Below are 25,527 nucleotides of genomic sequence, written 5' to 3' on the forward strand. Positions count from 1 at the left end.
GACTATCTAATCAATCGTTTTTGCGGTTTCATATTCAACCAAAACAATATAGCCAAAATGTTTAGGATTGCACCCACAAAAAAGAAAAGCGTGGTAGAACCCCACCAGGCTGCGAGGTAAGGGAAGATTAAAGCGGTCACAAATGAGCCTATATTTCCGGCCATGTTCATAGTTCCCGAAACGGTGCCGGAAAATTCTTTACCGATATCGACACAAAAAGACCATGAGGGCGCAAGCGTCATATCGGCCCCAAAAATAGCAATACTTAAAAACACGATCGCGCCCACAGCTGTATCCATATAGATACTTCCGATTAATCCAAGTGCGGCGAGTGAAAACCCGAGTACAGCGGGTAAAACTCGCGAGCGTTTCCATCTTCCTTTGCTAAATATTCTATCCACTAATGCTCCTGAAAACCAATTGCCGAAAGCTCCGAATATTAGGGGGATAGAAGTGTATAGACCCGCTTCTACGGCCTCTAGGTTATACTCGCTTTTGATGTGTGGAAATAACCAGGTAAGGGCAAAAAAATTAGTGAAATTACTACAGAAATACTGTCCCATGGCCAACCACATATTTTTAGAACCGAGAACCTGTGCAAAAGGTACTTTGGCTTTGGCCTTAGAGATTTTTTTATCTTGCCTTGAGGCGATAATATATTCTTTTTCTTGATTGGAAATGAGTTTGTGGTCTTCAGGATTATCACGAAAGGCCATATACCAAATAGTCGCCCAAACAAACCCAATGGCACCCAATACATAGAAAGAGTTTCTCCACCCTAAATCATCTATCATAAAAGCCACCAATGGCAGGGCAAAAGCAGCGCCGAGGCGCGAGCCCGAAAAGTTTATGCCTGTCACGATACCACGTTCTTTCAAAGGAATCCAACTGTATATGGCTCTAGACATTCCAGGAAAAGCCCCGGCTTCTCCGGCACCGAACAAAAACCTTGTAATCAATAATGAAATAAAATTCCATATCGCACCAGTCAAAGCTGTGAATACCGACCATATTGCTACTATGACCGTTAATATTTTCCTGGGTCCCAAGCGATCGGATAATAATCCTGATGGGGCTTGTAACAAGGCGTATCCTAATGCAAAGGAAGAAAGTACCCAGCCCATTTGTTTGTCACTTAGTTGCAATGCCTCTGCTATGGGGTCTTTGGCTACCGAAATGCAAACACGGTCTATATAAAGGAGAAGGGCCAAAAGAAAGGTACCCAAAACCATAAAATAGCGCTTGGGGAAAAAACTATGATTTTTCATGATAACTCAAGTATTAGTTGGTGTAGCGCAGTTTCGTCACCCACATTGCCCGGAAATACGATGTAGGGCATTCCAGGAAAAGCACTTTTAGTATCTAAAATCCAAACTGGCACCCCAGGAATTGCCTGACCAGCGACAACTGCCGATTTAACACCTAGACCTTTGACAGCAATATCACTAGACGTTATACCACCTTTTGCAATTAAATATTTTGGTTTTTTGGTGAGGTTTTGAACTACCCCTACCAAACCTGAAGATACCCTGTTTACGATATTTAAGCTCTCTGTTTTGGTAGCTCCGGTAAAGACTTCTCGAGTGGTATATAAAACTACATCTTTACTCATTTTAATGAAAGAATCTATAAGAACGGAAAGGGTTTGAATCTGTTTTTGAAATTCCTCATCTTCATGAATATAATTCACCTTAAATTCTAGAAAGGCTAAATTTTCATTATTGTTTTTTAAATAATTTAATTGAGCTGTTGTTTTTGGTACATAGGATCCTATAATGGTAAGGCCCCCTAAAGTTCTTTCATTTAATGAAAGGGCCGTATTTATTTTAAAAAGCTTTGGTCGAATAGATGATATTGCATTTATAAACGATGCGGCGGTTCTGTAAACAATATCCTTATTCAGTTTTAGGCTGGCCAAAGCAACAACCTGGAGGTCATAGGGGCTTGTTGCATTAATAATAGTAATTTCCTTTTTCGAGAGCTCTTTGGTTACCTGAATAATTCCATCTTTTCTGATTGTTTGAATTGAAACCGAACCAACATTATCTATTTTAATATTGTTTTCCGTTTTTTCTTGAACCCATTCTCTGAGATTAGAAGATTTAAACCCGAAAGTATTATCTTGAGCAAAAGGAGTTTGTGAGACAGGTATAAAATCTTTACCTTCTTTGACGTAATGGATATCATTAAACGTATAGCGACCACCTTCAAAAAAAGCAGGGGTGAATACCTCTTTGCACTGCGCCCAATCTAATCCTTTTTTAAGCCCATCTATCTCGATAGGATAATGCCCTCTCAGGGTAGAATCGCTTCTGCTTATAGGAATGAGGGTTTTGCCCAGTAATTCCGTAATCTTTCTAAGTCTTTTTCCTAAAAGGAAACCTAGATCATAAGCTTCAATAGTATGTAGGCTTCTCGAATTGGTTAGAATAAAAAATATATTATGATTTGATATTGTATGTGAAAGGGTTTCTTCTGACCATTCTGTAATTATTGGAACATCATGAACGGTTTGGGTTCCAGTGGGATCATCGTCCAAAATAACGATTACTCTGGGTTTTTTATAAAACTCAGCTTTTATTTCTTCACTAATATCATCTAATAATTTTCCTTCGGTTATGCTATTTCGAATTTCTTCAGCAATCATACATTTAAATTCTCAGATACTAATACTCTTGCCGGTGCGCCGTCCCCATTTTTATAGTTGAGCGGAAAGGCCATAAGTGTGACTTCATTTTTTTCGATTTTGTCAAGATTGGTCAATCCTTCCAAAATCAGAATATCGTTCTTCATTAAAATCGTATGTATTTTGGTTACTTCTTCGATATTATTGACATCTGCAACGGAAGGTGGTTCTACACCAAGTATGTTTATTTGTTTTTCACCTAACCAATGTGCCAATTCTTCACTGATACGGGGTAATTCATCTCTATATTTTGATTGCCCAATATACTTGCTCCAGCCTGTCTTTAAAAGAACACTATCGCCATGTGAAATCAGATTTCGGTTGGAACCTAAATGGTTTAGCGTAATTTTTTCGCTTGGTGAAATTCCATCTAAATCTATGACCCAGGCCCTTGAGATAAAACGTTCTATGGGAATCTGATCTAAAGTTTGTCTGGTTACATCAAAATGGATAGGGGCATCCATATGTGTGCCGCTATGCGAATACAGGTGCAGGGTAGAGGCGTTCCATCCATCAGTTTCAATAGACTTTGATTGTTCAATACTAACACCGGCCATTGCTTCAGAAATGGGCTGAGTTAAATCTATAATTCTATTTTTAGCCAATTGCGTTCGCTTTTTCAAGAGTTAGAATAGAATCTATAACACTCTGTGCAATTTCAGTGGTCGTTGCCGAACCTTTTAAATCTTTTGTTAGATCACCTTTGGCAGTGGTGGCATTTATTCCTTTCATAATGTCATTTGCAGCCTCAATTTCGCCCAGATGTTCCAACATTATTGCAGCAGACCAAATCTGGCCAATAGGGTTCGCAATGTTTTGGCCAGCGATATCTGGGGCGGAGCCATGAATAGGTTCAAACATAGACGGGTAATTATTCTCAGGATTGATGTTTCCGCTACCTCCAAGTCCAAGACTACCCATAATGGCACCGCCCAAATCTGACAAGATATCCCCGATCATATTGGTCGTAACAATAACATCAAAAACTTCGGGCCTTAAGACAAAACTTGCCGAGGCGTTATCAACGTACATTTTGCTGTACGCAACATCAGGATATTCCTTAGATACTTCTTCCATTACATGATCCCAAAAACCTAAAGAATATATCAAGGTGTTGGATTTTGTAACGTTAGTTAATTTTTTTCTGCGTTTTCTGGCAAGTTTAAATGCATAATGTGCGATACGTTCCACCCCGAGGCGAGTTACCATGCTAGTATCTACTGCAACACCATTGGGAGTATCTGGATAAAGGATTTTTCCATTCTGTACAAATTCACCTTCATTATTCTCCCTGATGATTACAAAATCAATATCATTTTCTGTTTTATCCCTTAGAGGACTTTCTATACCAGCAAATAATTTAACCGGTCTATAATTTACGTATTGTTCTAAATCGGTTCGTACTTTAAAGGTATAATCTTTTGCCGGTAGCGTGTCATCAACTTCTGGAAGACCAACCGCACCAAAATAAATAGCATCAAAAGACTTCAAAGTTTCTATACCGTTCTCGGGCATAAACTCTCCATGTTTTAAATAATGTCCAGCGCCCCATGAGAAATTTTCTTTCGATATAGTAAACCCGTATTTTTTTGCCACAGCCTCAATGACCGATATTCCTGCGGGTACAATTTCTTCACCAATTCCATCACCGTTTACTACGGCTATCTTATAATTTTTACTCATAGAATACAGTATTTTGCATAATTTTGCATTAAAATATGATATAAATGTATTTTTTTAAATTAATATTAGCAAAATAATAGGTTTTTATTTTTATTTATAGATAATTATGTATTTTATACAAAATTTTTGCATAAAATAAATTGAACTTATGACTAAAGTCACTTTAAAGGATATTGCCGATAAGCTTAATATTTCTATCTCTACCGTTTCTAGGGCACTGGATGATAATCCGAATATAAGCGTTCGAACCCATGAAAAGGTTTGGAATGCGGCAAGAGCGATGGGTTATGTTTCCGATACTCATTTTGCTAAAGACGGCTTAAAGCAATCGAACCTTATTGGGGTCATCGTACCAAAATTAAGCTACCATCTTTATGCTATGGTGATTAGCGGCATTGAAAATATTTTGGAGCAAAGGGGTATGCATATCCTTATATGCCAATCTAATGAATCTTTTGAGAGGGAAAAAACATTGATTGAAGAGCTTATCGCTGTAGGGGTAAATGGAGTTATAGTTTCCATTGCCTCTGAAACCAAAGAATTTGGGCATTTTGAAAAATTGAAAAGTAGAAACATTCCCTTGGTATTCTTTAACCGTGAGTGCAATGCAATAAGGACCGATAAGGTAGTAATCGATAACAGAAAAGTGGCTCATGAAGCAGTAAATCATTTGATAGCTATAGGTTGTGAGAATATTGCCTATTTGGGCGGACCGGAATCATTACAAATAAATTTAGAAAGGGCCCAAGGATATAAAGATGCTCTGGAGGAAAATAGTATTCCAATAAAAGAGGAAAATGTGGTGTTTAGTAAGTTCGATAAAGAAAGTATGCTCTCTGCAGCTAGAAAGCTATTATACGCACCCAACTATCCAGATGGTATTTTAACCTTCAGTGACCAAATCGCTATTAACTTAATGGTTGCGGCAAAAGAAAGAGGCATAGCCATACCCGAAAAGTTATCTGTAATCGGATTTAATAATGAACCGGTCGGTGAGCTTATAGAACCTTCTCTTACAAGTATAGATCAACCTGCCTATCAAATGGGCCAAGAAGCTGCAGAACTTCTTTTAAAGCAAATGGAGAATGAGAATGAAAGCTTTGAAAAGCGCATTTTGAAATCCTTTTTGGTGGTAAGAAAATCAACAAATAGAAATAGAACCTAAAAATAATTAGTTAAAAACAAACATTTAAAATGAGTAGCAAAGGAGAATTTATTACATATTTTTTTAGAAAGGTAGGCATCAAGAAAGTAACGGTAGTTTATTGGTTGAAGCTGAAGACTTTAGTAAGCAGACAAAAACCGATATTCGAAAATGGTATGTAGTATCGCCTGAATTTTCATCAAATCTCAAAAGGGAAAACACTCAGTTGCATTTTCAAGGGGCTAGCCAAGAAAGATATTTAGAGATTTTGCCCGATACGAGGATTAACCATAATGAAGAACTTATACCAGGCGAGAATTTTAGTAATGAACCTGGCAAACTGGCCATTCTTCATTATAAAGTTAATATCTCAAATCCTGGCAGGTACTACGTCTGGGTAAGGGCCTACAGTGAAGGTTCTGAAGATAATGGGGTACATGTCGGCATTGATGGTACTTGGCCAGAATCTGGCCAGCGTATGCAATGGTGCGATGGAAAGAAAAACTGGTTCTGGGCCAGCAGGCAACGTACTAAAGAAGAGCATTGTGGAGTTCCCGGTCTTATTTATTTAGATATTGAAAAGGCCGGTGAGCACGATATACAGTTCAGTTTACGTGAGGATGGTTTTGAGATGGATCAATGGCTTATAACTACGGACAAGGATTTCAAACCAAAAAACCCTGAAATAAAAAAGGATATTTCGGACCTTTCATTATGGGAAAAAGTAAAGTATTACCAGCCTTATGCCACGATAATAGATGCCAAAGATTTTGAAAATATAGATAATGGTTTTTACATTGATGGTGATTGGCTTGCAATAAATCCAGAGCAAAGAAAGACCGCAGAAGCCAAAACTATTTTCAATGAAAATTCTGGTCTTTACGATGTGGTTCTTTTTGGAGTGGGAGAAAACGATGGAAGATCTTCATACGCCTTTAGTGTAAATAATTTTGAACAAGGTAGTTTTAGTCGACCTCTGAGCAGAGATACTTTTGAAGAAGGCGCAAAATACGCCAAGAGTTTTTTAGATGTTCAATTGAACAAAAATGATGTTATCAGTGTAAAAGCGAATATAGGTAGTGAAGATGGTAAAGAGTATAGTAGGGGTCGCTGGAATGGGATGGTTATCACCAAAATTGGTCATGGACAGAATCTTCTCACCGAAATGCAAGGTGATGACACTTCTGCAAAAAAGCCAACAATTGATGGCGAGTTAAAGAAGTGGCATAAGGTCACTTTAACCTTTGAAGGTCCTTTTACTTCAGAAAAGGAAGAGTATAATCCATTTATGAACTATAGGTTCAATGTTACCTTTTCGCATAAGTCTTCGGGTAAAGTCTATAAAATACCAGGTTATTTTGCCGCTGATGGTAACGCAGGTGAAACTTCTGGTACTGAAGGTAATAAATGGCGCGTACATTTTTCTCCAGATGAAATAGGGGAGTGGACTTACAATGTCGATTTTAGAAAAGGAAATTGGGTAGCTATCAGTGATAAGAAAAACACCGGTGCAAGTGGTAAGTATATGGACGGTTCAAAAGGAACTTTTAGCATTGAAAATACCGACAAGAAAGGAAATGATTTTAGGGCCAAAGGAAGGTTGAATTATGTTGGTGAACGGTATTTACAGTTTGCGGAAACGGGGGAATATTTTTTAAAGCAAGGGCCAGACGCACCAGAAAACTTTTTATCCTATAAAGATTTTGATGGAACCTTTCATAATGATGGGCATAGAGATAATTTCATAAAATCATGGACGCCGCATCTTCAAGATTGGAAAGAGGGTGACCCAACATGGAAAAAGGGAAAAGGTAAGGCCATGATCGGGGCTTTAAACTATTTGGCTTCTGAAGGATTGAATTCCGTTTCTTTTTTAACCAATAATATTGAAGGCGATGATCAAAATGTTTTTCCATATATAGACTATGATACTTATGATAGAATCGATGTTTCTAAAATGGATCAATGGGAAATCGTTTTTTCGCATGCCCAGAAACTAGGCCTCTTTCTTCATTTTAAAACATTGGAGGTAGAAAATCAAGGTTTGCTTGATAATGGAGGAGTTGGTGCTAACAGCAAGCTCTATTACAGGGAGTTAATAGCAAGATTTGGTCATCATTTGGCATTGAACTGGAATTTGTGTGAAGAAAATGGGGAATGGATTCCTAACCACCCCACGCCTCCACAAGATACTGAACAGCGTTTGGCCATGACCCATTATTTTAAGAAGCACGACCCGTATCATCATCATTTGGTAATACATAATGGAGTAATGTACGATGATCTTTTGGGGCCTGATAGCGGACTTACAGGGCCTTCTATACAAACGCACACCTCTGATTTTAGAACTGTGCATAAAGAGGTTTTACATTGGCTAGATGCTTCTGAAAAAGCAGGTTTTCAATGGGCGGCAGCGGTCGATGAGCCAGGCGATGCACAGCATTCGCTGCTTCCAGACGATGAAGACCCAGATCATGATGTGGCCAGAAGAAATGCATTATGGGGTACCCTTATGGCCGGTGGCTGGGGAAATGAATGGTATTTTGGATATAAACACCCCAATTCTGATATAACATGCGAAGACTATCGATCTAGAGATTTATTTTGGGATCAAGCCGTTAATGCCATTAGGTTCTTTAAAGAAAATAAAATTCCTTTCTGGCAAATGGTCAATAAGAATGCGCTGGTTGGTAATTCTGATGATAATAATAAGCTATACTGTATGGCGAAAGAGAACGAAGTTTATTTAGTATATCTCAATACAGAACCAACTGCTACACTTGATTTAAGTAGTGCCAGTGGAAAGTTTACCATATACTGGCACAACCCTAAATTGGGAGGCAAATTACAAAAGTCAAAGGTAAAAGAAGTAAACGGAGGTCAAGAGGTTGCGTTGGGCAAACCTCCTAAATCCAATCAAAAGGATTGGGTAATTTTAATACAGAAAAAAGAGTAATTCGAATTATCATAAAATGATAAAAAAGATATTGATTGTGCTTAGCATTTTAGGTCTAGTTGGTTGTAAAACAGATCTAACCCAATTAAATGACAATGGCTATATTAATTTATACAATGGGCAGGATTTAAATGATTGGAATATCATGTGTCGTGATTTTAATAAAGAACTGGCAGAAAAGGTATTTACTTCAGGAGAAAATGGAGTAATGCACGTATTCAAAGATTTTGAAGATGAATTTGGATTTAAAGAAAATCGCAATGAAACCCATTGTATGTTCTTTTCGAATAAAGAATATAGTCGCTATAGTTTTAAGTTTGAATACAAATGGGGCGCTAAAAGATTTAACAATTTTGACACGTATCAATATGATGCAGGCATGTATTATCATGTTTTTGATGCAAAGGTTTGGCCCCAAGGTTTGGAATACCAGGTTCGTTATAACCATTTAGAAGATTTGAATCACACTGGCGATATTTGGAACTCAGGAGCGCAGTTTGACTGGTATGCCCAAGAGGGAGAATCTAGTACTAAGGAGTTAAGTTATTTGTCGCCTCAAGAAGGAGGGGTTGCGCAAAAATATAGAGGTGGCGAACACCGAGCCAGCAAAAAAACTGTTTATAATGGCTTAAATGGTAGGTGGAACAAATGTGAGGTAATTGTTATGGGTAACAAATATGCTGTTCATATTTTAAACGATAAAGTTGTTAATGTGCTTAGAAATCTAAGTCATAGTAAAGGCGTAATTGGCTTACAAGCCGAAACTGCCGAAATTTTTTATCGAAATATTGAAGTAAAAGAATTTAATAGCGATATTCCAATAGAAAAGGTTTTAGAAAAGTATAAATGAAATATAATATGGCCAGTAGATTAAAAAGAAATGCCCTTACTAGAGTAGTAAGGGCATTTTGTAGCGAGAGAGGGACTTGAACCCTCGGCCTCCGGGTTATGAATCCGACGCTCTAACCAGCTGAGCTACCTCGCCGTATTGCTTTTTAGCGGCTGCAAATATAAACGTAATTTTTGGCGCAATCAAAATTCAGAATTAATTTATTATTTTGAAATTTATTTTTCTATATTACCACACATATAAATCAATCTAAAGAAAATAAATAAACAGCATGGGTGATAAAGTAAAATTTGAAATTGAGTTTGTGATTCAGTCTTCACCTCAAATGCTTTACCAATATATTTCAACTCCATCAGGTCTTTCTGAGTGGTTTGCAGATAATGTAAATTCTAGGGGAGAACTTTTTACATTTATTTGGGATGGAACAGAGGAAGTAGCAAAACTATTGAAAAAGAAGAGCGATGAGTTCGTAAAGTTTGCTTGGGAAGAAAATGAGGATGACAGCTTTTTTGAAATGAGAATAATTGTCGATGAAATTACCAAAGATGTTTCACTTTTTATCTCTGACTTTGCCGAAGAAGATGAGAAAGATGAGGCTAAAATGCTTTGGGAAAATCAAATTGCGGACCTAAAACATGTACTTGGGTCTAAGTAATAAAATCTACTTTTGATAATGTATCTTTGGCCTTGATTTTTCAAGGCTTTTTTTATGATCAATTTTAATGGAAACCTTATTTCTTCTAAAGAGAAGTTCTTAAATCACGAAAACCGCGGTTTTAAGTACGGCGATGCTCTTTTTGAAACAGTACGTATTAGTAATGGAAAGTTGCTTTTTTGGGAGGACCATTATTTTAGATTAATGTCAAGTATGCGAATTCTTCGCATGGAAATTCCGATGGAGTTCACCATGGAGTTTTTAGAAGCGGAATTTATAAAGACTTTGGAGGTAAATAAGCTTTTAGGTTCAACGGCAAGAGGCAGATTATCGGTATTTAGAAATGATGGAGGCAGGTATACGCCGAAAACCAATGAATGCTCTTTTGTATTAGAGGTAGAAGAATTAGAAGTGCCTTTTTACACCATTGACGATACTTCGTATGAAATTGAATTGTATAAAGACTTTTATGTAAATGCCGATATGCTTTCAAACCTAAAGAGTACAAACAAGTTAATACATATCGTTTCTAGTGTTTATGCTAAAGAGAATGGTTATCAAAACTGTTTATTGCTAAATGGAGCCAAGCAAGTTGTTGAAGCTATTAACGGCAATGTTTTTTTGGTTTCGGGGAAGAAAATAAAAACCCCTCCTTTAAAAGATGGCTGTTTAGATGGAATCTTACGAAAAAAACTGACTGAAATTATTTCGAAATGGGATGATTTTGATTTAGAAGAGGTTTCAATTTCTCCTTTTGAGCTACAAAAAGCAGATGAGCTTTTTATTACCAATACCATCATAGGCATACAACCAATTACAAAGTACCGTAAAAAGCAATTCGAAACTACAGTAGCAAGAAGTTTGTTAGGCAGGTTAAATGCCTCGGCGCGTTTAAGCTAGTTTAAAGTAGGGTTTTCAGGCGCATTGGACCATATCAGGTAATCACCTCCTAATTCGACCATTTTCTCTTTCCAGAATGCGCTGGCCGATTTTTGAATGATATTACTTTCATACTCATTTTTAACCACTACCCAAGAATTAGAAGAAAGTTCTTGATCAAGTTGCAAAGAGTCCCAACCAGAATAGCCCAGGAAAAAACGAATATCGTTTTCGGTGATTATTCGGTCGTTTATAAGCTGAATGGTTTTTTCAAAATTCCCGCCCCAATAGATACCATCTGAAATTTCGATACTCCCTTCGATTAATTCTGGCACTTTATGTATGAAATAAAGATTGTCTTGCTCAACCGGGCCACCATTAAAAACTTTGAAAGGAATCGTAATCTCTTTGATAAGATCACTAATGTCATATTCCAAAGGTTTATTTAAAATAAAACCTACAGAACCTTCCTCGTTATGTTCAGCCAAAAGCACCACAGAGCGATTGAAAGAGACATCGCCTGTTATGGATGGTTCGGCAATTAGAAGTTTTCCTTTTTTAGGTTTCGGGTTCACTACAAATAAACATTAGCTTCTTAAATGTAGTATTTTAATTTATATTTTCAAAAAAGGGCTAAAACAATAAAAGCGCTTCTATTGTAGAAGCGCTTTCAAAGTACCTTAAAATATAGATTTAGTTTACAGCTTTTGCCAACTCAGCTCCTGCTTTAAACTTTACAACATTTTTAGCTGCAATTTTGATAGTCTGTCCAGTTTGTGGATTTCTACCTTCTCTTGCATTTCTTCTAGAAACAGACCAAGATCCGAAACCTACTAAAGAAACTCTACCACCTTTTTTAAGAGATCCTTCAACGTTTCCTAAGAAAGATTCCAATGCCTTTTTGGCTGCTGCTTTTGTGATGCCAGCATCAGCTGCCATTGCATCGATTAATTCTGTTTTGTTCATAATTGAATTAAATTAATTGTTGTTAAAATAACTTTAATGCTGAAACAAATTTATACGGATTTGTATTGGAAGCAAGTGAAATCAGGGGAAAATGGCGTTTTTGTTAATAACTAGGGGTGTTTGTTGATAAATGTGAGGTTTTTCTACAAATTTCCTTAGCCTAGTGGTAGTAAGGCTTTAGCCGACATATGCATTTTTTGATAGTTGAAGGCCATTTAGTACCTCGTGCGTTTTCATTTTTCGCTTTCCAGGTAGTTGAATTTCCAATAGATTTAAATACCCTTCTTTGGCAGCAACCTTTAAGGTCTTTTTAGTGGCAAATATTTTACCAGAGGTGTAGTCATGGTCTTCTTTCTCTAATTCTGTTTTAAAGACCTTTAGTTGCAATTCTTCTTCTTCATTATATAAGGTAGTCCATGCAGTGGGGTAAGGGCTAAGACCTCTTATATGATTGAAAATTTCAATTAAAGATTTTGACCAGTCTATTTCGCAAGTCTCTCTATGTATTTTATGTGCGGTTTTCAAATCTTTAAAACCCGGCTGTTTCTCAAGTGCTATTTCGTTTCGTTCTATTTTATCTACCGTCTTTAATATTAGGGAAGCCCCAAGCTCCATCAACTTATCGTGAAGCTCACCGGCGGATTCGGTAAGGCCAATCTCAATACTTTCTTGCAAAATTATTTCTCCGGTATCTATCTTTTCATCAATAAAGAATGTAGTAACCCCAGTTTTTGTTTCTCCATTCATAATGGCCCAATTAATGGGTGCGGCACCGCGGTATTGTGGTAATAATGAGGCGTGAAGGTTAAAAGTGCCATATTCAGGCATTTGCCAAACCACTTTTGGCAGCATTCGAAATGCAACTACTATTTGAAGGTTGGCATTTAAGGATTTTAATTCCTCTAAAAAGGCTTCATTCTTTAGATTAGTAGGTTGTAATACCTTAATTGCTTTAGAAACTGCATATTCTTTAACAGCCGATTGCTTTAATTTTCTCCCTCTACCTGCAGGCCTATCCGGAGCGGTAATTACACCGACCACCTGGTAACCTGCGGCTACAAGTTTGTTTAAACCTGCTACGGCAAAATCTGGTGTCCCCATAAAAATAATCCGTAGATTTCTCTTTTCCTTATATTCTTTCATATTCATTCTTATGGTTTATTTGTATCAATTCGTCTTCCAATAATTCTTGTATGGTTTTCAACACTTGACTTTCCTCAGTATTTAACTCTGCTATAATTGCTCTAGAGCTTAATTTTTGGCCGCTTAAGAGTGCTAACACTTCAGACTTTAATACCGAATCCATACTTTTTGAAGTGCCATTCTTTTTGCAAATATCACATTTTCCGCAGGCGGTAGTTGTTTGCTGGCCAAAGTAGTTTAATAAGAATGTGCTTCTACATGTTGTTTTATTTTCAATGTAGTGCAACATTTGATTGAGGTTTTCGGTTTTGGTATCGTTTAGCAGTTTTATGGTTTTGGCAAATACATTGATTGTTTTATCGTCTTCCCTTGGTACCAAAAAAGAAAGTTCCAAATCGTTTTTTGTCCTTGTGTAGGTTACCAGGTTATCTTTTTCCAATTTCTCCAATACTTGCATAACCTTTTCTTGCTGAATATTGGTTTTCTTGGCAATAAGGAAAGGATTGATTTTTGTTTCAAAATCAAATAGACCACCATATGTTCTTATTATGGACTGTATAATAGGTGCAATATCAGAATGCCTTTGTAAATAATCAAAAAGAACATCTTTTTTAGTTGTAAACTTTAAGGTGGTCTTTTGCTGAAAGTTCTCAGAAAGGCTCAACACCGAATTTTGATCTAAAACTCTAAGACCGTTGTAGGTAAGTAGCTGATTCAATTCGTATTTACTACAAAAAGAATTGAAGTTTAAGCTGAAAGTCTCGCCGCTTCCTTCTCCATAAGCAATCTGAAAATGACTGTTTAAACGTTTATACAGTAACTTAACAAATGTGACATCTGGTAAGGACTGAACAAATTGTTGTTTTGCCCATTTTTTATCTTCTAAATTACTGAGAATAATAGCTTTCGCAGGTTTACCATCTCTACCGGCCCTACCGGCTTCTTGAAAATAGTTTTCAATACTATCGGGTAGTTGGTAATGAATTACAATTCTAACCTTCGGATTATCGATACCCATGCCAAAGGCGTTTGTGGCCACCATAACTTTTGTTTTACCATTTAGCCACTCCGTAAGTTTTTTCTTTTTCTCCGTTTTTGATAAACCACCGTGAAAAAAAGTAGCACTGATATTTTTATTTTGAAGTAACTCTGATATCTGTACGGTCATTTTTCGCGTTCGCACATAAACGATGCCACTCTGGTCTAGGTTCTTTAAAAGACTAATTAATTGATAGCGTTTGTCTTCAAAAATCTTTACCTCAAAAGAAAGGTTCTTTCTTTCGAAAGAATCTTTCGTAATCAAGGGGTTCTCTAATTCTAAATTTTGAATAATATCTGCGCTCACTTTTTTAGTGGCAGTTGCCGTTAAGGCTATGATTGGTTTACTTGGTGCTAAAGTCTTTAATAAAGCACATTTTAGGTAAGCCGGTCTAAAATCATGACCCCATTGCGAAATACAATGGGCCTCATCAATTGCAATAAGACTCACGTTCATTTGTTGAATACGGTCCTGTATTAATGATTGCTGAAGTCTTTCTGGGGATAAGTATAAAAATTTATAGTTGCCGTAAATACAATTATCCAATAAATCGTTTAGTTCATCAAAAGAAATTCCTCCGGTAAGTGCAATGGCTTTTATACCTTTTTCTTTTAGGCTATCAACTTGATTTTGAATTAAAGCGACCAGTGGCGAGATAACGATACAGATACCTTCTAAATGCATAGCTGGTAACTGATAACAAACAGACTTTCCGCCCCCAGTTGGCATTAAGGCGAGTACGTCTTTTTTATCAAGAATTGTGGTAATTACACTTTCTTGAGAACCTTTGAAGGAGTCAAACCCCCAATATTTTTTAAGAATAGTTTGTAGCCCTTCTTGCACTAAATGCGTTTTAGTTCATTTAAGATAAAGGAAATACGTTCAGAAACTGAAGTTTTTGGAACAGAAATAGGGGAGTATCCAAATGCTTTATAGGTATTCATTAAGTTTTTATGCAATTTTTCAGCCTCGTCAAAAGTTTCTAGACGCTCATTATCGGAAACATAGATTTCTTTCCAAGGGGGCATTATAAAAACGACATCATATTTATGGTTTTCACAGGTATTTATAAAATCTTGCCCATACGATTGTTTAAAATAGTTCATGTAGGCCAATACATCTGGCATACCTCGGTCAAAAAAACTAACTTCTGTATCTAAATCTTGAGCCTCTTTGAAATGGCTTAAGCGACCTTGCAATAAGAGTTGATTAAATTTAAGAGGGTCGTCTACAAAAGCCAAGGGGTTTGATACAGGAGTTTTCTTTGTTCCATCAAGTTTGGCTTTGGCGGTCATACTTCTGATAATTTCATGAAAACAGCGATAACCTTGATTCTCAAGGCCGTTTATTATGACTGTTTTACCCGTTCCGGGGGCACCGGTAACCACTATTTTCTTAATGCTCAAAAAAAAGTATTTATGTTACAAAGTAATGAAATCGCTTTAAGGGAAAAAAATAGAAACTTAACGGATTATATTTGTAAAAAAAAGAATGGACGCGGAGAAATCACAAGAGTTTTACGATAGACTTAAAGAACAACTTTTAGAAAATAGTTCTTGGCCATCTAAATACCTTTATAAGTTTATTGTCCCCACCAATACCAATAAGATAGAACGTATAATAGGTATCTTTGATAATATAGGCGCAGTAATTGACTCTAAACAATCTAAAAAAGGCACTTATACCAGTGTTTCTATAACCGTTACCTTAGAAAATCCGGATGCGGTAATAGAGAAATACAAAGAGGTATCAAAAGTGGAAGGCGTAATTTCGCTCTAAATCCACTATAAATGCAATAAATTTCTTAATTTGCGCGATATAACGGAGACTTCCTGTTAGTAATAATCATAAACTTTCCAGTTTGAATTTAGTAGAAAATTTAGAATACAATACCGAGCGCCCTCAATTAATTATTCCTGAGTATGGGCGACACTTTCAAAAAATGGTAGACCATGCGGTTTCCATTGAAGATAAAGAAGAACGAAATAAAGTAGCTCAAGCTATTATAAGCGTTATGGGTAATTTACAGCCTCATTTACGTGACGTGCCAGATTTTCAACACAAACTTTGGGACCAGTTGTTTATTATGTCAGATTTTAAATTGGATGTCGATTCTCCATTTCCCATTACATCAAAAGAGGTTTTAAGACAACGTCCTGAGCCTTTAGAGTATCCACAAAACCATCCAAAATACAGGTTTTATGGCAATAATATAAAACGTATGGTCGATGTTGCCGTAAGTTGGGAAAAAGGCGATTTAAGAGATGGTTTAGAATACGCGATCGCTAATCATATGAAAAAGTGTTATTTAAACTGGAATAAGGATACAGTTGATGATGCAGCTATTTTTGCCCATTTAAAAGAGCTTAGTAATGGTGAGATCGATTTGGCTCCAAGTGGCGAAAGTCTTACCGAGAGCAACCAATTTCTTAAGAATAGAGTTCAAAAATCCAATAGAAGCTATAACAACAGCAAAAAGAACTCAAGAAACAATAACAACCGTAATAAAAAGCGGTACTAATTATTAGCATTCAATCAAGTAAATGGGGACATTTAGAATAGAAGGGGGGCACCAACTTAAAGGTGAGATTACCCCTCAAGGCGCAAAAAATGAGGCACTTCAAATTCTTTGCGCGGTTTTACTTACTGATGAAAAAGTAACTATACACAATATTCCTGATATCGTAGATGTCAATAAACTAATTGCGCTTTTAGAAGACTTAGGTGTAAAAATTCAGAAGAAAGGCAAAGGTTCGTATACCTTTAAATCAGATGATATTAATCTAGATTACCTACAGTCTGATCAGTTTAAGCAAGATGGTCGCGGTCTAAGAGGTTCAATTATGCTTGTAGGCCCTCTTTTAGGGAGATTCGGAAAAGGATATATTCCTAAACCAGGTGGTGATAAAATAGGACGCCGAAGATTAGACACCCATTTTGAGGGTTTTATCAAACTAGGTGCAAAATTCAGATATAATAAAGAAGAATATTTTTACGGGGTAGAGGCAAAGAAACTAAAAGGCACCTACATGCTTTTAGATGAAGCTTCTGTAACAGGCACTGCAAATATTGTGATGGCCGCTGTTTTAGCAGAAGGTACTACTACCATTTATAATGCTGCCTGTGAGCCCTATCTGCAACAACTATGTAAGATGTTGGTGCGTATGGGAGCCAAAATCACCGGTATAGGTTCTAATCTTTTGAATATTGAAGGCGTAGACCGCTTAGGGGGTACAGACCACTCGATGCTTCCGGACATGATTGAAATTGGAAGTTGGATCGGACTTGCCGCTATGACAAAAAGTGAGCTTACCATTAAAAATGTAAGTTGGGATGATCTCGGGCAGATACCTAATGCTTTTCAGAAATTGGGTATTCAATTAGAACGACGTGATGATGATATTTATATTCCGGCCCATAAAGACGGGTATGAAGTCCAGAATTACATAGACGGCTCTATTTTGACTATTGCAGATGCGCCTTGGCCGGGTCTAACACCAGATTTGTTGAGTATTTTATTAGTAGTTGCCATACAAGCAAAAGGAGAGGTGGTGATACATCAAAAAATGTTTGAAAGCCGTCTGTTCTTTGTTGACAAATTGTTGGATATGGGTGCCAAAATCATTTTATGCGACCCGCATAGGGCGACTATTATCGGTCACAATTTTAAGTCCACTTTAAAAGCAACTACCATGACCTCACCAGATATCAGGGCCGGGGTTTCTTTATTGATTGCGGCACTGTCTGCCAAAGGAACGTCTACCATTCATAACATCGAGCAAATAGACCGCGGCTATGAGAATATTGATGAAAGGCTACGCGCTATTGGAGCTAAGATAGATAGGGTTTAATTAAACAAAATGGTTGCCTAAGGTCGGGTTTATAAACTTTGGTTTTGACTTAGAACAGACCTATTAGTATTTTTCTGTTCGAAGAATTTTTTCCATTTTACGACCTTTTGCCAATTCATCAATCAGCTTTTCCATACGTCTACATTGTTTATATACTAAAAATTCATCTTCTATTTCTTCAATTCGATAACCGCAGACAACCCCTTTGATCAAGTGAGCGTTTGAATGTATTTTGGCCTTTTGAAAAAACATTCTAAAGCTTGCTTTTTGATCAATAAGTTCTTGTAAAGCATTTTGACCAAAACCAGTAAACCATTGAATTACTTGGTCAAGTTCTTCTTTTGTTCTTCCATTTTTCTCTATCCTCTTTAGGTAATGAGGATAGATAGATGCAAATACCATGTTGGCAACTTGTTCATTTTTTTCGGCTGTTGCTCTCATTTTAATTTAAATTAATTTGTTGAAAACATCTCGCTTTATACTAGGCTACGAAAACATTGCACGAGTTGTATTCTTAGCTGTTAATCTTAAAGAAATATAGCAAAATATTTTTAACGATGGTAAGGGAATTGGACCTCCGTACCCTTACATGATATTGTTCGCCAAAGTAGTTCGCACTAGTGGACGGATAGTTATAGTATTTTGTATTATCCTACAGATTCGTCAATCTGGTAGAGCGCGAAGATGATCTTGTTACTTTTTTTTGACTATAAAGGCGCTAAATAAAGCAACTATCATTCCTATGGGAAAAACTTCCATGTAGGTAATTAAAATAGCAAACAAAGGGTTCTTGTACATTTCCTTAAAGTTTGCCATTTGAGCGGTTGTAGCTTCAACCTCATCCGGAGCAGAATTTTTTATTAAATAGTCCGCATAAACATCAATAAAATCGGGTACAAAAAAATAATAATACAATAGACCGACCACAACATAAAAGGTAGAGGCAACAAAACAAATTAGTGCTCCTGTTTTAAATGCTTTAGAAAACCCGATTTTTCCATCAAGATAATTGTTTCTGTAATTGCGTACTCCAAAATAAATTAAAGAAAACATAATGACCAATGTGGCATACCCTATTATATCGTTTCCTTTATAATCAGGATTTGAAATCATCATATTCATATGGATAATCGCATTGACACTTAATAATATGCCTATTACTGCTCCGAAAATTAGAATGATTTTTTTCATAATTGTTGGATTTAGAGTTTGCCTCGAAACTATTATTTTAAACAATAACTTACTTCATACTTTGGTACCAATTGTTGAGCTTCAGCATTTTTATACCAAAGTACTAATTCCCTCACTCGACGATTTTAATTTCTTTGGCAACCGCAATTGCCCTAAACCTGCTTTTTACATTCATTTTGGTATAAAGGTTAGAAACATGGGTTTTTATTGTGCTAAGTGAAAGAAACAATTCGTCCGCAATCTCAGAATTACTATGCCCTTGAGCTATCAGCTTTAAAATTTGGTATTCTCTGTTTGTTAAATTCAATCTTTTTAAGCCAGCCTCATTTAATTTAAATTCTTTGGCTTGCGGAATCATATTTTGTTTATCTACTAAAATAGCTTGTGCTTTTGGTTTTATTAATTGAGAAGCTATCCAGGCACCCAACAAGGTGAACATAAGGGCAATCAATCCAATATAAATATCGATTGCGTTTTCCCTAATTATAAAATTCCATTGCAACCATTTCAATCCAAAAATTAAGCTAGCGGTTGCCAAACCATATAAGATGATGTGACTTGCACCACTATCTAAATGCATTTTACATGAAACTTTCTTACGGAGATTGTAGCTTTCTTTTTTCATGACCGATATAATGTTGCGCTATGTACAATGGCTGTGTAAATAGCGTTAGGGTTTTGGCATTGGTAATTAATTCTGAGGAAATATAGCAAAATACTTTTAACGATATCATGTGAAGTAGACCTCACCCTCACACGACAGGGTTCGTGAAATAGTTCAAGTTATCAGATATATGCTAATCCCTAAATAAAGAATCAAGTATGTTGTATGACATATTGAAATACTTTCGAAAATGTTATCCCAAATGTATATGTCAAACTATTATTTTTCTACCAAGTCCCCATCTGGGTATTTTGCGAAACGTCCTTTTTCTTTCTCATGCACATTATCGGGGTAGGGCCAAGGCCAGCCACCAAATTGCGTTGTGCGGTATTCGTCCATGGCCTGCTGTATTTCAGCATCGTTGTTCATTACAAAAGGACCGTATTTTGCAACTGGTTCGCCAATAGGTTTGCCCTGTAAGATTAAAAAGTGCGCTTGCTTTTGGCCCACCTGTATGGTAGTTTCTTGGGCGCCATCTAAAACTACACCAAAATTCGGTTTTATCTTTTTGCCCTCTATTTCAATTTCATCGCCTTCATAAAAATAGAGTGTTCTAGAAACCTCAGTGCTTGCTTTGGGTAAGATAAATTCGGTCTCGGAATCGATATGAATGTTCCAGACCGCAACTTCATTTTCATTGTTTGCCGCCCAAGAGTTGGGGGCAGGGTCATTGGCTTGGTTTCCCCTGTAATTACCGGCTATCACTTTTACAGTGGCATTGATTTCTTTGATAACGGGAATATCTTCATGCCATAACATTTTAAAATGAGGGTCTACAAACTTATCGGCTTTAGGTAGATTCAACCAGATTTGAAATAACTCTAATGGATTTTCTTTATCGTCATTCAGTAAAGGAAACATTTCGGAGTGTTGCACCCCACGGCCTGCGGTCATCCATTGCACATCGCCCTCTCCAAAACGCCCAGCTGCACCTAAAGAGTCGGAATGATCACAATAGCCTTTGTTGACTATGGTAATAGTTTCAAACCCTCTATGCGGGTGGTACGGAAAACCTGGTATTGTCGTACCATGATACATACGCCAACCATCTTTTATCCTAAAGTCGTTGCCAAGGCTTCTACCTTCTAGCAATTTGGGATCTGGCCCCAATTCTCCATTTCCTTTAGGATAATGGTCTAAGTGGTATACACAAAACAAAAAGGGATCTTGTGTTTGCCATGGAAAGCCTAAGGGAAATGTTTGTACTACGGAGTTGTTCATATTTTAGTCTTTCTTATTTTAAACAATTTTAGGTTCCGCTTGAACTATGGTAGATTTTTATTAGTGCTTTGCCGTATTGATTTCGATCCAATAGCCATCAGGGTCTTGCAAATAGATTTGTTTTACCCCATCACTGCGGTCGGTAACCGAACCTTTGTCACCTGGCCAATTATAAAAATCAATGTTCTTGGCCATTATATGTGCTATAAAGCCTTCTAAGTCTTGTGTTGACAAGCACAGGTGTATGCTCTTATCTTTTTTAAAGACGATAACATCTTTTTTTATGAGATGCAACTGCGAATTCCCTCTAATTTCAAACCAGCGAAAACCTTGGGCCTTATCGGGGTGGGGTATCTCTTTTAATTTCAATACATCACGATAGAAATCACCCGTTTCGATCAGTTTGGTCACCACCAATGATTCATGGTCAAAATGAAAATCAAAACCGTTGTCAGCTTTAAATTGCGTTTCTAAATAGGTCTGTTTCCATTCTCCATTTACATAGCTGCCAACTTTAAAATTATAGGTGTTATCATCAACATACTCCCAAGCATCGGTTACTTCGGTATCGCCATAAGTGTATTGATATAAAATATCTTTTTCATTGAATGACACCGTACCCTGGGTAACCCCTCCAAAAACATCAAATTCCCAGAACCGAATGGTGTTGCTTTCTGCATCGTATTTACGAATACCGTGATTGCGATGGCCGTATTCGGTCTGTTCTTTGTTTACAAAACCCTTGGATTCTGTTACAATGGTCTTACCCTCTAAAGAATACCTAAAATCTATCTCTTGTTTGAATTTTGACCCATCGCCCCAAGTGCCTTTTGCTTTCCAGGTTTTACCAACTAAATTTTCAAATCCGTTTAAAGGATTGTCTTGGGCAGTCATAAAAGTCGGCACTAGTAGCAATGCTGTCACTGCTAACAATAAACATTTACGATGTAAGTTCTTCAATTTGTTTTTGAATTTTATCAGCTTCCGCATATTTGGTATCGCTTTCACTTCTATTGATTTTAGAAAGATCAAAGGCCTCTTTCATGAGCTTTTGATACTTTTCTTGTAATTTTTCTAATTCTGTTTTCTTTTTAAATAATCCGAACATAGCAATTTTTGGTTTTAATCTTTTCCGATAGGTGGGGGACCGTCTATCATAGCCTCATAGACTTCATCTCCTTTTCGGGTTTTGTATTCTTCTTTTACTTTTTCAACAAGTTTTGGATTTGTAAATAAATCTACCATGGTCATACCCATAGCTTTTGAGGCATAGACCATACCTTTATGGCCAATACTCATTCCGCCGCAGGCTACAACTGCCCAAGAATGCCAAGGGGTATCTTTTGGCGCAACGGTAACGCCTAAATTGATATTAGGAACGTTCCAGCTTACATCACCTACATCTGTAGAACCTCCACCAGGATTTTTTTCGGTTTCTTTTAAAGGATAAATTTTACTATCCATACCTATCTCTGGCTTGCCAGTTGCTTTTTGTATCGCTTTGCCAAAAGCCGTTTCTTCTTCCGTATAGGTAATAGGGCCTAAAAGCTCAAGGTTTTTCTGCATAATTTCACCACCGGAGCGATTTACCAAGGTTTCATAAATACCCGAAACCAAAGAGATTTTATAATCAACATTGGCCATAATAGCGGCACCCTCGGCCATTTTTTTAACGCGTTCGTAGGTGGGCAGCATAATTTTCCGTTTTGGGTCACGTACCCGCACCCATAGTTTTGCATAATCTGGCACTACATTTACGACTTGCCCGCCATCTTGAATATGATAGTGGATTCGCGAAGTGGGCAAAATATGTTCTCTATAGTAATTAATACCAGTTGTATATAGCTCTAGGGCATCAGAGGCGCTACGTCCGTTCCAGGGATCTGCGGAGGCGTGAGCGGTTTGGCCATAGAATTCTACAATAAAGTCTATTAATGACAAGCCACTTTGCACATCGGCCTCTATGCCTGAGGAGGGGTGCCAGCTAATATTAACATCTACATCGCTCCAAAGCCCAGCTTCTACCATCCAAACTTTGGCAAAGAACTTTTCTTCTGCAGGAGTTCCTAAAAATTTGACAGTACCCTTTATTTTTCCTTGGTCCATAAGTTCTTTAATGGCTATTGCCGAACCTAAGCTTGCAGTACCGAACATATTGTGGCCACAACCATGACCAGCAGCTCCGGGTTGTAAAGGCTCTTTAACCGGGGAAGCTTTCTGTGAAATACCTGGCAGGGCATCGAATTCGCCAAGAATGCTTATTACTGGCTTGCCCGAACCATAAGTGGCCGTAAAGGCCGTTGGAATATCGGCGACCCCCCGAGTAACTTTAAGTCCGTTTTTTTCAGCATAGTCAGCAAGAATACGTGAAGATTCACTTTCGTTAAAAGCGGTTTCTGCAAGTGCCCATATAGAGTCACTGATCTTTATCAATTCGGCCTGGTGTTTTTCAATAGAGGCAATGATTGCTTTTTTGTTGGGGTTTAATTTTTGGCCTATGCTTCCAATACACGTAAATAAAGCGACAAATAGGATAATTTTTTTCATTTTTATAGGTGTTGGTTACTTTAAAAAACTGAATCTCTAAAGTAATGAAAAAGTATTAGCCAACCGCTTCTTTATAAACTTGTAAGCACCTTTCCCTCGCCATTTTATGATCCACCATTTTTTCAGGGTAGCTGAGCTCTTGAAGTTCAGGCACCCATTTGTTGATATAACCTTTTTGCTTATCAAACTTATCAACTTGGGTCATGGGGTTAAAAATTCTAAAATACGGGGCAGCATCAACACCACTGCCCGCAGCCCATTGCCAGTTACCGACGTTGGCACTCATATCATAGTCTAAAAGCTTTTCGGCAAAATAGGCTTCTCCCCAGCGCCAATCTATCAATAAATGCTTGCATAAAAAGCTCGCGACCAACATTCGAACGCGGTTATGCATATAGCCTGTAGCATTTAATTCGCGCATACCGGCATCTACCAAAGCATAGCCGGTTAGGCCATTTTTCCATTTTTCGAATTCCGCTTCATTATTGCGCCATTCGATACGGTCATATTTGGGTTTAAAGGCCTTTTTATGGGTATGCGGATAATGCCATAGAATTTGCATAAAAAACTCTCGCCAAATCAGTTCGCTCCAAAAAACTTCGTTTTCTTCGGCAATTGCCTTTTTCACCATTTTTCTTGCAGAAATTGTTCCAAATCTTAAATGAGGACCTAATCTAGATGTGCCATTTTTAATGGCCGGAAAGTTTCGCGTATCCTCATAATTTTGAATCAGGTCTTTTGTTACGACAAAATCGGGCACTTCAATATCTGATTCTTGAAAGCCTAGGTCTTCTAATTTGCAATCTGGAAAGCGTTTATTTTGTAAGAGGTTAGCAAAATCTGGTTGATATTCTACCAAGTCTACTGAGGGATTAAATTGTTCTTTCCATTTATTTTTAAACGGGGTATATACAACATACGGTTTGCCGTCACCTTTGACAATCTCACTTTTTTCAAAAATTACTTGATCCTTAAAGGTCTTAAAACCGATGCCTTTGTCCGTCAAGAATTCTGCAACTTCTTTATCACGCTGTTTCGCATAAGGTTCATAATCGTGGTTGGTAAATACCGTATCGATGCTAAATTCCTTAGACATGGCATCAAAAACCTCTACAGGTTTTCCATGATAAATGCCCAAGTCGCTATTAAAGTCTGACCGTAATTTTTTTCTGATTTTCACCAGTTGTTGATGTATAAAACCAACACGCGCATCGGTTTTAGGTAGTTTTTCTAAAATTTCAGTATCAAAAATAAAAATTGGTATTACAGCAGATTCGCCTTTTAAAGCATGGTATAGCCCCACATTATCATCTAAACGCAAGTCGCGCCTATACCAAAATACACTTGCCTTTTTCGCCATTAATTTACATTTAAGGTAGATATACCACCATCAATACCAATACTTTGCCCAGTAACCCAAGAACTATCCTCTTTGAGTAAAAAGCAGGCAAGATTGGCTATATCCTTTGCTTCACCAACTCTTTTTAAAGGGTGACGCTCGTTCATAAGTTCTCTTTTCCTGTCATTGTTTAAAAGACGTTTTGCCAGGGTCGTATCTACTAATGAAGGAGCTATCGTATTTACCCTAACCTTTGGCGAATACTCTGCGGCCAAAGACTTTGCAAACCCTTCAATTGCGCCTTTTGCTGCTGCTACACTAGTGTGAAATGGCATTCCTGTAGCGACTGCAACTGTGCTAAAGAACACCATACTTGAGCCATCTGCCATTTTAGGCATAACAGTCTTCACAACCTTGACCAAAGAAAAGAAGTTAAGCTCCATATCTTCTTTAAAAGTGTCAATAGATAGCATTTTAAAAGGCTTTAGATTAATACTACCCGGGCAATACACAAACCCATGTAGCTCATTTGGTAGTTCTGAATCTTCAAAGGTATCCGTGGTAGCATCAAATGAAATGTAATTAACTTCTAAATTACCAAGTTCATCGTTGGTTCTTGAGGCAACATATATTGTAAATTGGTCTTGAAGTGCTTTAGCTATTTCAAAACCTATACCATGTGATCCACCTACGAGTAGAATATTTTTTTGCAT

General features: G+C 37.2%; 26 protein-coding genes and 1 tRNA gene. 8 read left to right on the forward strand and 19 right to left on the reverse strand.

Annotation, left to right across the window (positions count from 1 at the left end; genetic code table 11):
• Positions 1-2: 2 nt before the first annotated feature.
• The 4 genes from ACFSQJ_RS09175 to ACFSQJ_RS09190 are packed head-to-tail and all read right to left on the reverse strand — an operon-like array spanning position 3 to position 4,369.
• On the reverse strand, positions 3-1,268 hold the full coding sequence (locus ACFSQJ_RS09175) for an MFS transporter (RefSeq protein WP_377766660.1): 1,266 nt from the start codon (positions 1,266-1,268) through the stop codon (positions 3-5).
• Complete coding sequence (locus ACFSQJ_RS09180; protein WP_377766661.1) at positions 1,265-2,647, reverse strand: four-carbon acid sugar kinase family protein; 1,383 nt, start codon at positions 2,645-2,647, stop codon at positions 1,265-1,267. Before ACFSQJ_RS09180 ends, ACFSQJ_RS09175 begins: the two co-directional genes overlap by 4 nt.
• Positions 2,644-3,291: a cyclase family protein gene (locus ACFSQJ_RS09185; RefSeq protein WP_377766662.1), complete on the reverse strand. Its 648-nt coding sequence runs from the start codon at positions 3,289-3,291 to the stop codon at positions 2,644-2,646. The genes ACFSQJ_RS09180 and ACFSQJ_RS09185 overlap by 4 nt, the downstream gene beginning before the upstream one ends.
• The gene (locus ACFSQJ_RS09190) at positions 3,284-4,369 is read right to left on the reverse strand and encodes an isocitrate/isopropylmalate dehydrogenase family protein (RefSeq protein ID WP_377766663.1); all 1,086 of its coding nucleotides are present in this window, start codon (positions 4,367-4,369) and stop codon (positions 3,284-3,286) included. The genes ACFSQJ_RS09185 and ACFSQJ_RS09190 overlap by 8 nt, the downstream gene beginning before the upstream one ends.
• A gap of 148 nt (positions 4,370-4,517) precedes the next feature.
• On the opposite strand from ACFSQJ_RS09190, the gene ACFSQJ_RS09195 reads away from it, so the two are divergent.
• From ACFSQJ_RS09195 to ACFSQJ_RS09205, 3 genes are all read left to right on the forward strand, one after another.
• Positions 4,518-5,534 (forward strand): LacI family DNA-binding transcriptional regulator, encoded by a 1,017-nt coding sequence (locus ACFSQJ_RS09195; RefSeq protein WP_377766664.1) that lies wholly within the window; start codon positions 4,518-4,520, stop codon positions 5,532-5,534.
• A 100-nt stretch (positions 5,535-5,634) separates the two neighbouring features.
• Positions 5,635-8,469 (forward strand): DUF5060 domain-containing protein, encoded by a 2,835-nt coding sequence (locus ACFSQJ_RS09200; protein WP_377766665.1) that lies wholly within the window; start codon positions 5,635-5,637, stop codon positions 8,467-8,469.
• Between the two features lie 16 nt (positions 8,470-8,485).
• On the forward strand, positions 8,486-9,319 hold the full coding sequence (locus ACFSQJ_RS09205; protein ID WP_377766666.1) for a 3-keto-disaccharide hydrolase: 834 nt from the start codon (positions 8,486-8,488) through the stop codon (positions 9,317-9,319).
• 61 nt (positions 9,320-9,380) lie between these two features.
• On the opposite strand, the gene ACFSQJ_RS09210 is transcribed toward ACFSQJ_RS09205, so the two are convergent.
• Positions 9,381-9,454, reverse strand: a tRNA-Met gene (locus ACFSQJ_RS09210).
• A 136-nt stretch (positions 9,455-9,590) separates the two neighbouring features.
• On the opposite strand from ACFSQJ_RS09210, the gene ACFSQJ_RS09215 reads away from it, so the two are divergent.
• Positions 9,591-9,974: an START-like domain-containing protein gene (locus ACFSQJ_RS09215; protein ID WP_377766667.1), complete on the forward strand. Its 384-nt coding sequence runs from the start codon at positions 9,591-9,593 to the stop codon at positions 9,972-9,974.
• A 54-nt stretch (positions 9,975-10,028) separates the two neighbouring features.
• Positions 10,029-10,874, forward strand: a complete 846-nt coding sequence (locus ACFSQJ_RS09220; protein WP_377766668.1) for an aminotransferase class IV — start codon at positions 10,029-10,031, stop codon at positions 10,872-10,874.
• Here the strand turns inward: ACFSQJ_RS09220 and ACFSQJ_RS09225 are convergent.
• The 5 genes from ACFSQJ_RS09225 to ACFSQJ_RS09245 form a co-directional block, all read right to left on the reverse strand.
• Positions 10,871-11,428 carry a YqgE/AlgH family protein gene (locus ACFSQJ_RS09225; RefSeq protein ID WP_377766669.1) on the reverse strand — a complete coding sequence of 186 codons (558 nt, stop codon included), beginning with the start codon at positions 11,426-11,428 and terminating at the stop codon, positions 10,871-10,873. The two genes, ACFSQJ_RS09220 and ACFSQJ_RS09225, sit on opposite strands and share 4 nt — an antisense overlap.
• A 118-nt stretch (positions 11,429-11,546) precedes the next feature.
• Positions 11,547-11,819, reverse strand: a complete 273-nt coding sequence (locus tag ACFSQJ_RS09230; RefSeq protein ID WP_377766670.1) for an HU family DNA-binding protein — start codon at positions 11,817-11,819, stop codon at positions 11,547-11,549.
• Positions 11,820-11,996: 177 nt separating this feature from the next.
• Positions 11,997-12,962 carry a methionyl-tRNA formyltransferase gene (gene fmt / locus ACFSQJ_RS09235; RefSeq protein WP_377766671.1) on the reverse strand — a complete coding sequence of 322 codons (966 nt, stop codon included), beginning with the start codon at positions 12,960-12,962 and terminating at the stop codon, positions 11,997-11,999.
• Complete coding sequence (locus ACFSQJ_RS09240) at positions 12,949-14,844, reverse strand: RecQ family ATP-dependent DNA helicase (protein WP_377766672.1); 1,896 nt, start codon at positions 14,842-14,844, stop codon at positions 12,949-12,951. The genes fmt and ACFSQJ_RS09240 overlap by 14 nt, the downstream gene beginning before the upstream one ends.
• Positions 14,844-15,407 (reverse strand): AAA family ATPase, encoded by a 564-nt coding sequence (locus ACFSQJ_RS09245; protein WP_377766673.1) that lies wholly within the window; start codon positions 15,405-15,407, stop codon positions 14,844-14,846. Before ACFSQJ_RS09245 ends, ACFSQJ_RS09240 begins: the two co-directional genes overlap by 1 nt.
• Before the next feature lie 85 nt (positions 15,408-15,492).
• On the opposite strand from ACFSQJ_RS09245, the gene ACFSQJ_RS09250 reads away from it, so the two are divergent.
• From ACFSQJ_RS09250 to murA, 3 genes are all read left to right on the forward strand, one after another.
• Positions 15,493-15,780, forward strand: coding sequence for a DUF493 family protein (locus ACFSQJ_RS09250; RefSeq protein ID WP_377766674.1), 288 nt, complete (start codon positions 15,493-15,495; stop codon positions 15,778-15,780).
• An 82-nt stretch (positions 15,781-15,862) separates the two neighbouring features.
• Positions 15,863-16,522, forward strand: a complete 660-nt coding sequence (locus ACFSQJ_RS09255; protein WP_377766675.1) for a DUF4290 domain-containing protein — start codon at positions 15,863-15,865, stop codon at positions 16,520-16,522.
• A gap of 22 nt (positions 16,523-16,544) precedes the next feature.
• Positions 16,545-17,852: a UDP-N-acetylglucosamine 1-carboxyvinyltransferase gene (gene murA / locus ACFSQJ_RS09260; protein ID WP_377766676.1), complete on the forward strand. Its 1,308-nt coding sequence runs from the start codon at positions 16,545-16,547 to the stop codon at positions 17,850-17,852.
• 63 nt (positions 17,853-17,915) lie between these two features.
• Here murA and ACFSQJ_RS09265 read toward each other — a convergent pair whose 3' ends face one another.
• From ACFSQJ_RS09265 to ACFSQJ_RS09305, 9 genes are all read right to left on the reverse strand, one after another.
• On the reverse strand, positions 17,916-18,293 hold the full coding sequence (locus ACFSQJ_RS09265; RefSeq protein ID WP_377766677.1) for a DUF2200 domain-containing protein: 378 nt from the start codon (positions 18,291-18,293) through the stop codon (positions 17,916-17,918).
• A 252-nt stretch (positions 18,294-18,545) separates the two neighbouring features.
• Positions 18,546-19,043: a DUF4199 domain-containing protein gene (locus ACFSQJ_RS09270; RefSeq protein ID WP_377766678.1), complete on the reverse strand. Its 498-nt coding sequence runs from the start codon at positions 19,041-19,043 to the stop codon at positions 18,546-18,548.
• A gap of 112 nt (positions 19,044-19,155) precedes the next feature.
• A complete protein-coding gene (locus ACFSQJ_RS09275; RefSeq protein ID WP_377766679.1) occupies positions 19,156-19,668 on the reverse strand; it encodes a response regulator transcription factor in 513 nt (170 codons plus the stop codon).
• Positions 19,669-19,926: 258 nt separating this feature from the next.
• Entirely contained in the window at positions 19,927-20,928 is a 1,002-nt protein-coding gene (locus tag ACFSQJ_RS09280; protein ID WP_377766680.1) for a pirin family protein, read from the reverse strand.
• A 60-nt stretch (positions 20,929-20,988) separates the two neighbouring features.
• The gene (locus ACFSQJ_RS09285; protein WP_377766681.1) at positions 20,989-21,852 is read right to left on the reverse strand and encodes a VOC family protein; all 864 of its coding nucleotides are present in this window, start codon (positions 21,850-21,852) and stop codon (positions 20,989-20,991) included.
• A 16-nt stretch (positions 21,853-21,868) separates the two neighbouring features.
• A complete protein-coding gene (locus ACFSQJ_RS09290; RefSeq protein WP_377766682.1) occupies positions 21,869-22,036 on the reverse strand; it encodes a Lacal_2735 family protein in 168 nt (55 codons plus the stop codon).
• Between the two features lie 14 nt (positions 22,037-22,050).
• The gene (locus tag ACFSQJ_RS09295; protein WP_377766683.1) at positions 22,051-23,475 is read right to left on the reverse strand and encodes an amidohydrolase; all 1,425 of its coding nucleotides are present in this window, start codon (positions 23,473-23,475) and stop codon (positions 22,051-22,053) included.
• 55 nt (positions 23,476-23,530) lie between these two features.
• Complete coding sequence (locus tag ACFSQJ_RS09300; protein ID WP_377766684.1) at positions 23,531-24,835, reverse strand: cryptochrome/photolyase family protein; 1,305 nt, start codon at positions 24,833-24,835, stop codon at positions 23,531-23,533.
• Positions 24,835-25,527: an SDR family NAD(P)-dependent oxidoreductase gene (locus ACFSQJ_RS09305; RefSeq protein WP_377766685.1), complete on the reverse strand. Its 693-nt coding sequence runs from the start codon at positions 25,525-25,527 to the stop codon at positions 24,835-24,837. Before ACFSQJ_RS09305 ends, ACFSQJ_RS09300 begins: the two co-directional genes overlap by 1 nt.

Source organism: Croceitalea marina, assembly GCF_042684265.1.
Classification (GTDB): Bacteria; Bacteroidota; Bacteroidia; order Flavobacteriales; family Flavobacteriaceae; genus Croceitalea; species Croceitalea marina.